Consider the following 9856-nt stretch of genomic DNA (forward strand, 5'->3'; position numbering starts at 1 on the left):
AAACTTGGAGTTAATTCAAACTCTGCTTGGAAATGTGCCAATTCCCGAAAGGGATATTGGAGAAATTCCAATAGTCCTGCTCTTGATTTCGCCATGAATAAGAATTATTGGTTAGAACAAGGTCTAAAACAACTAATTCAAATAATTTCATAGAACTTTCGAACCGCCGTATACCGAACGGTACGTACGGTGGTGTGAGAGGTCGGGGGTTAATCACCCCCTCCTACTCGATTTATTCAAGTAAATGGCAGTTTAGTTGAAAAAGGAATTTGGAAATATTCGTGAGTTTCTCGTTCAGGTTATTATAATTATTTTTCTCCGAAATCTCAGGAAAATAGAGAACGCCGTGAAAAAGAGGACTTAATTTTAAAAGAGAATATTTTAAAGGCGTTTCATTTTAAACGACGTCATAAAGGTGCTCGCCAAATTAAGATGACTTTAAAAGGGCAGTTTGATATTAAATATAATATTAAACGAATCCGAAGGATTATGAAGAAATATAAGATTGTATGCCCAGTTAGAAGACCTAATCCATATAAGAAGATGTTGAAAGCTACCCAAGAACACTCCGTACTACCGAATTTACTAAACCGAGAATTCAAACAAGAAATCCCAGGTAAAGTATTACTCACTGATATTACTTATTTATATTACGGGAAGGGACAAAAAGCTTATTTGTCCACTATTAAGGATAGTTCCATGAATGAAATATTGGCCCATAATCTTTCAGATCGACTTACATTGGATTTAGCAACGGATACATTGGTAAAGTTAAAGAATAATAGAAAAGTAAAGTTTGCGGAAGGAACCTTTATTCACTCAGATCAAGGAGTACACTATACTAGTCCTACTTTTGAGAAGCATGTAAAAAAATTAGGGCTAGGACAATCTATGTCAAGAAGAGGAAATTGTTGGGATAACGCTCCACAAGAGTCTTTTTTTGGTCATTTTAAGGATGAAGCATATATAAAACCATGTAATTCCTTAGAGGAACTTAAAAGAGAAATAAGGAGTTATATGACCTACTATAACAATTTTAGATATTAATGGAATTTAAAGAAGATGACTCCTGTTGAATACGAGGGCACTGAAAAAGTCCAATATCTAAATTAGGCAGTTGAAAGTTTCAATTGAATTGAACTTTCAACTGCCTTTTTAATTTATAATTAATGATATTAAATGTATGTAGGTGATTTCCAAAATGATCTCAAACCAAGAATCTCTGAATCTTAGTCCATTTATGGCAATTTACGATATTGTTGTGCAAAAGGATAATATGCTTCGTCAAATCAAGGAACTTGTTGACTTCTCTTTCATTTTAGAAGAACTAAAAAATAAATATTGTCTTGATAACGGTCGTAATGCCGTACCACCTATTCGTATGTTTAAATATTTACTATTAAAATCAATTTTTGATTTATCTGATGTAGATGTAGTTGAACGTTCTAAATATGATATGTCGTTTAAATATTTTTTAGATATGGCACCAGAAGATCCTGTTATAAATCCTAGTTCATTAACTAAGTTCCGTAAGCTCCGTCTCCAGGATGTGAGTTTATTAGACATGCTTATTCGCAAGACAGTTGAGATCGCCTTAGAAAAAGAAATTATTAAAAGTAATGCAATAATCGTGGATGCAACACATACAAAAGCACGTTACAATCAAAAATCGCCTAAAGAATTTTTACAAGAGAAATCAAAAAATGTGCGAAAAGCTGTTTATCAAATAGATGAATCAATAAAAGAAAAGTTTCCATCGAAACCGACTTCTAACGAAGTAAATGATGAAGTAGATTACTGTCTTCAAGTCATCCAGGTAGTTGAATCGCAGCCGCAAATTAAGGTAATACCAGCTGTAAACGAAAAACTTAATGTCTTAAAAGAAGTCGTAGAAGATTATAACGAAAAGCTGAGTTTTTCAACGGACCCTGATGCGCGTGTTGGGCATAAATCAGCTGATTCTTCTTTCTTCGGCTTTAAAACACATATTGCGATGAGTGATGAACGGATTATTACAGCTGCGGTTGTAACAACCGGTGAGAAAAGTGACGGAAAGTACCTTGAAGAATTAATAAAGAAAAGTAAAGAAACAGGCATGATAATAAATACAGTCATTGGAGATACAGCTTATTCTGAAAAGGACAATATCCAATACGCGAAAAAAGAAGAAATTCAACTTGTATCTAAGCTGAATCCACTAATCACACAAGGTAAACGTGCGAAGGAAGATGAATTTGAATTCAATAAAGATGCTGGGATGTATGTTTGTAAAGCCGGTCACATGGCAATACGTAAAGCACGGATAGGAAAGAAAAATCAAAGTAACAACCAACAACAAGTCTATTATTTTGATATTGATAAGTGTAAAATATGTCCTTTGCGTAATGGATGTTATAAAGAAGGAGCTAAAAGTAAAACGTATTCTGTTTCGATTAAATCCACCGAACATAAGGAACAGGAAGCATTCCAAAACAGTGAAGAGTTTAAAGAACTCGCACGTTCACGTTATAAAATTGAAGCAAAAAATAGCGAATTAAAACATAGACACGGGTATGATACAGCATCAACTGCGGGTCTATTTGGAATGGAAATACAAGGTGCAACAACCATATTCGCGGTCAATTTGAAGCGAATCATTATGCTTTTAAAAGAAAAAAATAGTTAGGGAAAATAGAAATAGGCAACTTCTTGCAAAAATTATACAAGAAGTTGCCTATTTTTTTGAGGATAACACATAAATCATAAAAAAAGGAATGTTTTTCAGTGCCCTCGTTGAATACAGAAATCATCTTCTAAATGTAGCATAACCTTTTTAAAAATGTCCTTTACAACGGGTACAGTTTATAAAAATCGCTTACCTTTTTCATGTTTTGCTGATGTAGTTGCAGTCGATGGCTTAGACGCAGGGCAGTTAGCTTCTTTTCTCTTTAAACGGACTTTTTCAGTGTCCCCGTTTGTTTAGATTCATTTGCTAATTGACTAGATAATAGATAAGCAACTAAAATGTATCGTTTGGGTGCATCTCCGATAAAGTTAAATGGATAGCAGGTTGTAACCGTCAGCGTTGCTACAGGTTTCGGAACGATGACCGTCCGATCGTCTTTATCTACAATTCTTACCTTTTTTATCTTATAGGTAAACTTACCAGCTGAAGTAGTAACAACAAGGAGGTCGCCTTTTCCAACCTGTCCCAGCCTCCGAAAAACGGTATCGCGGTGCCCGGATAACACAGAATTATCATTTTCCCCAGGGAGAACACTTTGCGCATAATGCCCAACTCCCTTTGATAATTCATCTTCATCTGAACCTTCAAAAATAGGTAATTCAGCTTTAAGCTTAGGAATGTATAATTCCCCAAATTTTTCATCTATTTTCGGACGAACGGTGTATAATTCTTGAGACTTGACCACTTGTTTGTTTTGGGCTTCAGGCTTTTTAGTTGAGTTAGAAGTGGCTGAAGCCGTGTCCGGCTTATGCATTTTGTACATAAAATATCCCAGTAAGAACTTATAGCCATTTGTGGTTGAAATAGCTAAACCTGTTACGATAAATAGAATCGAAACAATAAGAATAATTTTTGTCTTTTTTCTTTTCATCCTAAGCTGTCCTTCTTCTAATGGAATAATAAAGACCGGCCCCTCCTAAAATCAAGAGCATTCCAATGAGAACATTCTGCACATAATTTCCAGCAGTATTCGGCAGCTCACCGCCTTTTACAGTTTTCATCACAGGATGAAGTGCTGGCTTTTTCCCTTTTACAACATGCTTTGCGATTGGCTTTGCTTTCACAACTTCTTTCACTTTGTCAGCCGTATTACTTAAATCCTTACCAACTTGTTTAACGGTATCAGAGTCCACCATTTCTCCTGTAACAAGTAGGTCCGCTAAAAAGTTCCCTTCCAGGTCTGAAATGGTTACTTTCAATTTTGCATTGACCAGTTCTTTCATTTTTAATACATCTATTAAGGTTAAAGGTGTTTCATTATCCCCTTTTACAAGAATGAAATCGATCTTAAATTCCAGCATCGAAATAAACTCTTGATAAATGGACATAAGTTCCTGGATCTGGGCAGGAGATAACTGGTCTATCGTTTGAAATTGTTGAAAAGCTTCCATCCTTTGTGCCAATTTTTCCATTTGATCGAGGGCTTCAGGTGTCGATAGTTTATCCTTTAATCCATTTAAATGGTCCCCTAATTTTGTTAATTCTTGATCTGTAAGTCCAAATTCATCCTGGAACATGGTTAACAGTTCTTTAATAGAGTCTGGATCCAGTTCATTTCCTAATCCGCCGTCATCTGGATTTGAATAATAGTAGACCGATTCATCAAGATCGTTTACAAATACATAGTCATTGAGGTCTTCACCGTTTTCTTTTAATAAGGAAGTAATTTGTTCAATGGATAAACCGTAATCATCCTTCATATAGGCTAAATTACTATAATCCGATTTGATTACTTCACCAAGAAATTCCTTTAATCCATCGGGACCATTCACGGTTTTAAAATCCTCTAAATTTTCATCATAATAACTAAGTGACATCTCAATGTCATCTTTTGTTACTGTAAAACCGCGGATCTCGCTGATTTCTTTTAAATAAGTTTCTAAATCAGCATCAAAATCGGAGTTTTCGGCTGCAAATGACAGCTTTGGTAAGAATCCTAACAATAAAACTAATGTAATGACAATCCTAGCAATTTTCCCCACGTTTCTTCCTCATTTCTACTTTTCTAGTGATATTCCACCAATTAATTATACTTTTAGAATCACTTTGTGTAATTATTAATTTCTGTTTTTTTAATGATTAGGAAGAAAGACTCATCCCAAAAAAGGGATTCTGGTACTCCTCTTGTAACTTAATAAAAAAAAACTGTCAAAGAGCAACTTCCGATAACGGAGATTATGTGAAATAGGCATACAAATAACTGTGCTTTTCTTATTCCTCAAAATCATCTAATAGAAGCTTTCTTAATTATTCAAGAATCGGGCGCTATTCTTGAAAAGAATAATGCCTTTTTTAGCAATCGGGCCAGATTGTTGAGTAACTCATTTTCAAAATAAATGGATATTTTAGAAGAGATTGTGAAGAAATGTACTTAAACTATAGGGGCAGGTGTGCGGCCGAGCCTAGGTCGTATCATATAACGGGTGGGATTCCCGTCGAGTAAGAACTAGCCATTCACTCGTAGCGAGTCTTGGAGGGCTAAAGGTAACTTTAGTCTTTAAGCGTAGACAGTTAGGTGGAGCAGCCGTCAAGGCTGAGAATCTTATGGAGTGAAAGTCTCCTGTCATCAATTGACCGATTCGGATGACTAGCATATCCAATGCGTAGGGAGGTAACAAACTACGTTCTGCTTGGAAGTAAAAGTCACGGCGGCCTATTCTACACAGAGAGAATAAGGTCGGAACAGTCTGTGTGGCGAGCAAACACAGAGGCCAGAAGGATTAACGAATACTGCAATCCCGAAATCTACGCCCCTCAAAGAAACTGTTCGAGGGATGTTTTGCTTAGCGTCGACCTTTGTCTAACGGGGGAAGACCGATGTCTTACAGGAAGAAACGGTCAAAAGCACTGTAGGAGCAGCCGGGGTACGGGTTCTGGCATCTGTGGAAAGATTTTCAGAGATAACGACGGGAAGGTCCTACTTCAAATTTGGGAAGGTACTAACCAATGAAGACCTACCATATATGAGGCTGATAGAAAATGGTAGGATGATTTAGGACTGGCGCATGAGGTCGTAGTAGCGATGAGGGAAGGGTAATGCCTTCTTAAGTATAAGGAAATTGTACTTCCATCAAGGTAACTCCTGTGATGGAGCGAAGGACCTCTGGGCACTTGGACAGTCAGAACTTCAAAGACACTGAGCTTTGTTTACTTGTTCATAGACTAGCATACACGTAAACCAATAGTTGATGGGGGAATATGTGTACCAACATTTAATCCTGCGGTTATTTGGGAAGGCGAGTATGTGATGAAGTCCAAGGTCAGAACCGGACTCGGGAAATCCGACCGTCCGGGATCGTAGGGGGGCTATAGGAAACGTGATTCAATCGAATGCGCGCGCCTATTTTCTACCCGACGACGGGCCGAAAGCCAAATGGTTGAAGGGATTGAGCCCCATAATGTTAGTAAATCGAGAGGGCTGATGCTTTACCTGCAGCAGAAAGCAACATTTCATTTTTCGTATATGGCAAGAAGAATGAAACCTCTCTGGGGTCAGAGACCTTGGCACGTTACACATTGATATGATACGGCAACTCGGGAGACCCTATCGGTCTTTTCTTGTTAGAAGAGTATGGTGTACAAGCGATACAAAGTAAGGAAACCAAACGCCGATATAGGGAGTCGGATAGCAGCGTAGTACCAATGAAGTTGGGTAATGCCGATGGAGGAAAGGCTAGCTACCAGTTATCACCCTTGCTAGGGACACATTTACTACACACAGAGGTAGGAATAATAAATGGAAACAAGACTAGTAAGGATAGCAGAATTAGCAATATCTGATCCTAAAAGATTAGCTATATTTTGTGAATGGTAACTAGGAGGAGCCGTGTGCGTTAATTGCGCAAGCACGGTTCTGGGAGGGGGGAGAACACAATCTACCGTAAGGTAGAGAGGTTCTCTTCTACTCGACTACTTGAAGAAGAATTTGTTTCATTTTTCTTAACTTATAGGGAAAAGTAACTGAACAGAGGTGTTTTTAATGATAAGGAAATATTTTAGGGCTTTGCTTGCAACAGTATATTTAATTATTGTTTTAACTGTTAATTATTTATACAATTTAAGCAATACAACTTTAACTATTTTATTTGCTATTTACCTTGCCTTACTATGGATTTATGATATAGCAAAATTAAAATCTGACGAAAAGAAGAATGAAAAATAAGTTGTTGTTGAACTGACAGGTGCTATTCTTCAAGGAGGAGAATGGCTTTTTCTTATTCAACTAAAGAAGCAGAATAGTTGAAAAAGAAAAAACGCTTTAATGCGTATTTGAAACAAAATGCGACGTAGGGAAGTGGATAGAAGGAAGGGCAATAATAAATTAATTAATACTCAAATTGTTCATTTTTTTTTACTTTCCCAATTTAGAAAAACATTCGTAAAGAAATATGTAAGTATTGCTGCAATGAGAGATATAAATAGATTAATCATACTATCGAGACCCATATTTAAAGGTCCAATTAATACTGAATTTCGTGAGTAAATTATATATAAAATTATCAATGATACTTTTTGGCAAATAGGAAAAAAAAGACCGAATAACATAATGAAAAACAAATATTTTTTCAAAGCCATCATCCTTTCTTACCCTTTTTACCATCATATTAAAACTAGTCCAATTTTATTAATGAAGATAAAATTGGTTAGGAAGGTTGTGTCGCATTACGAGAATATTGTGAAGAAATGTACTTAAGCTAACGGAGCAGGATAGTTGAACAAGAATAATTACATAATATTAGCGGAGGTGTTGTGATGATTACCGTTAAAAATGCTGAAAGTTACCTTAAAGATAAGATTGGTGAAGATGTCAATGATATAAAAAAAGTTTGGGATATATTTAAGGGTTTTTGTAAAGAACCAGTTGATGGAGAAGATGATAAGGAAATTCTATTTCAATGTGGTGTATATGATTTTACTGGAGAGGAACTATTTCATTTTGATTTTGTACGTCAGTTTACTGTTTATGATGAAGATGATTATTCTAATATGGAACAACTTCACTGTGAATTTTTATTTAAACCAACAGATGAATTAAGAAATTTAGAGGTATCGGAATGGTCTATGGATTATGATGATATAGATGATTTTTTAAATCATTTAGAAACCCTTCAGGAGTTTAAAATACCTTTGGAACTAAAGCCAATAAAATCAGAAATATATCAGGAAGAAGTCTAAACCTTATTTCACTAAAGGGTGCTTGAATGGAACAAAGGGTTGCTGCGGCAACCGTTTTTTTATTGTGCTAACGGTCAGGATAGCTTAAGAAAAATAATATATACCCAAACAAATATGGTAAAATGAGGATATGAATTCAGATGAATATTTAGGGAGGTCGAGAAATGGTAAAGAAGAAAAATGAAATGTATGAATGGATTAAAGCCTTAATAGGTGCACTTGCAATAGCAGTCATTATTCGCTCTTTTTTCTTTACACCGATTGTTGTTGACGGTGCTTCAATGAACCCTACTCTTCGGGACCAGGACCGTATGATTGTAACAAAAATCGGAGAACCGAAAAGATTTGATATTGTTGTGTTTCACGCCCCAGAAGGTAAGGATTACATAAAACGCGTAATCGGACTCCCAGGTGACAGAATTGAATATAAAAATGATGTTTTATATATAAATGGGAAAGCTTACAATGAACCTTACTTGGAAAAATACAAAAAATCATTAAAAGATGGAGGAACATTAACAGACTCCTTCACTTTAAAGGAAACCGCAGTAGGTAGTGATACTGTCCCTAAAGATAGTTTGTTTGTAATGGGAGATAATAGAAGGCAAAGCAAAGACAGCCGTGCTATTGGAGCGATACCATTGAAAAAGGTAATAGGGACAACAAATGTTGTTTATTATCCAATAAAAGATATTAAAATCGTAAATGACTAATTTCTGGTTTCACAAAATAGTTAGACTGTTTTCTTCTTTAACCATCGGGTGCGTTTAATCCTAGAAGGATTACCACCCTTTTTTTGTTGAATACCTTCTTAAACAAACTGAGCAGCATGTCTGAATAAATATAATATGTGAAGTATTACACTTAAACTATCCTGAAAATAAAAACGATTATGTGGGATTTTGGGCAATACAAAACTAGACCCATTAAAATCCGTTAAAAAAAAGGGATCTGGGCTCTTAATTAACAATATATACTGTCCTTTATTAGGCTATAGCTTCAACCGTTACTTTACAACCCAGTACCTCTAGTCGTTTAATAGATTGTTTGATCACTATTTCTTTTTTTCGTCGATCAAAGTAATCTGCACCTAACTCAACATAAAGTTGCCTTTTGTTTAACAAATGATAAACAATCGTTAAAATGGTATGTCCAACCGCAACTGCCGCACGTTTTTTTCAATTCTCGCTGCCAATCGTTGATATTGAGAAGAGAGATAAGTGTTTTTGGTTTTTGCCGCCGAATGTGCTGCTTCAACAAGTGCCGCTCGCAACTTTTTATTACCTTTTCTGGTTTTACCGGACTTTTTTTTTCCAGCACTTTCGTTATTACCTGGAACCATCCCAGCCCATGAACATAGATGGGCGGCTGTAGGAAATTGCTTCGCAATTTCTTTTCCGATTGATTATGGTTAAGTAACATCGCGATAAACTCCAATACATAAATGATTTATCTCTATTTTAACAAAAAAATGCATAAAGGCGTTTTTTCCAATTAATGTATTCGTTTTGCAGTGCCCTCGCATAGGAGGATTTTTTTTTATCTTTGAATATGTAGTAGCTTAGGAATTATCATCAGAATAGATAATGTACATGGTATCCGAGTATTTGAAGGTACTGAATTAAAAAATATCTCGTACGAAATTGCTCTTGGGCGATCTTTAGTTGTACCGGCCAACTCTTATTTTCCCATTAATATGATACCGAGTGTTATTAAAAAAAGTGAAAATATTGAAATCAAATTTAAAAAATTAAGGGAACTTGTCCATTCTGAATAAATTTCCCATCATATAATACCGTATCTCTTATTAAAGGAGGTGAAAAAATTGAGTAATGATAAAAAATGTAAAGATTGCGGGCACAAAACATGTCAATGCGATCGAAAAAAATGTAATGATTGCGGGCATAAAACATGTCAATGCGAATCTAAAGTAAAGCAAAAAGTCGTGGTCAAGGT

At 35.7% G+C, this 9856-nt stretch carries 5 protein-coding genes and 2 pseudogenes; 4 read left to right on the forward strand and 3 right to left on the reverse strand.

Annotated elements, in window-relative coordinates; translation table 11 throughout:
• Window positions 1-285 precede the first annotated feature (285 nt).
• Window positions 286-1047: pseudogene (locus J7E66_RS24645) on the forward strand (IS3 family transposase); the annotation flags it as partial.
• Window positions 1048-1201: 154 nt separating this feature from the next.
• On the forward strand, window positions 1202-2665 hold the full coding sequence (locus tag J7E66_RS24650; protein WP_215004739.1) for an IS1182 family transposase: 1464 nt from the start codon (window positions 1202-1204) through the stop codon (window positions 2663-2665).
• 262 nt (window positions 2666-2927) lie between these two features.
• On the opposite strand, the gene J7E66_RS24655 is transcribed toward J7E66_RS24650, so the two are convergent.
• Both J7E66_RS24655 and J7E66_RS24660 read right to left on the reverse strand, forming a co-directional pair.
• Entirely contained in the window at window positions 2928-3596 is a 669-nt protein-coding gene (locus tag J7E66_RS24655) for a class D sortase (protein WP_215004742.1), read from the reverse strand.
• A gap of 1 nt (window position 3597) precedes the next feature.
• Window positions 3598-4707, reverse strand: a complete 1110-nt coding sequence (locus J7E66_RS24660; RefSeq protein WP_215004745.1) for a processed acidic surface protein — start codon at window positions 4705-4707, stop codon at window positions 3598-3600.
• Between the two features lie 2770 nt (window positions 4708-7477).
• On the opposite strand from J7E66_RS24660, the gene J7E66_RS24665 reads away from it, so the two are divergent.
• Together J7E66_RS24665 and lepB are read left to right on the forward strand one after the other, a co-directional pair.
• Complete coding sequence (locus J7E66_RS24665; protein WP_215004748.1) at window positions 7478-7900, forward strand: hypothetical protein; 423 nt, start codon at window positions 7478-7480, stop codon at window positions 7898-7900.
• A gap of 164 nt (window positions 7901-8064) precedes the next feature.
• Complete coding sequence (gene lepB, locus J7E66_RS24670) at window positions 8065-8613, forward strand: signal peptidase I (protein WP_215004751.1); 549 nt, start codon at window positions 8065-8067, stop codon at window positions 8611-8613.
• 273 nt (window positions 8614-8886) lie between these two features.
• Here lepB and J7E66_RS32065 read toward each other — a convergent pair.
• Window positions 8887-9281 (reverse strand): annotated as a pseudogene (locus J7E66_RS32065) (transposase); the annotation flags it as partial.
• Between the last annotated feature and the right edge of the window lie 575 nt (window positions 9282-9856).

It is taken from the genome of Bacillus sp. ISL-7, from assembly GCF_018613065.1.

Coding starts and splice junctions, on each gene's coding strand:
- lepB (WP_215004751.1), top strand. CDS start 8,065: ATGGTAAAGAAGAAAAATGAAATGTATGAATGGATTAAAGCCTTAATA.
- J7E66_RS24665 (WP_215004748.1), top strand. CDS start 7,478: ATGATTACCGTTAAAAATGCTGAAAGTTACCTTAAAGATAAGATTGGT.
- J7E66_RS24650 (WP_215004739.1), top strand. CDS start 1,202: ATGATCTCAAACCAAGAATCTCTGAATCTTAGTCCATTTATGGCAATT.
- J7E66_RS24655 (WP_215004742.1), bottom strand. CDS start 3,596: ATGAAAAGAAAAAAGACAAAAATTATTCTTATTGTTTCGATTCTATTT.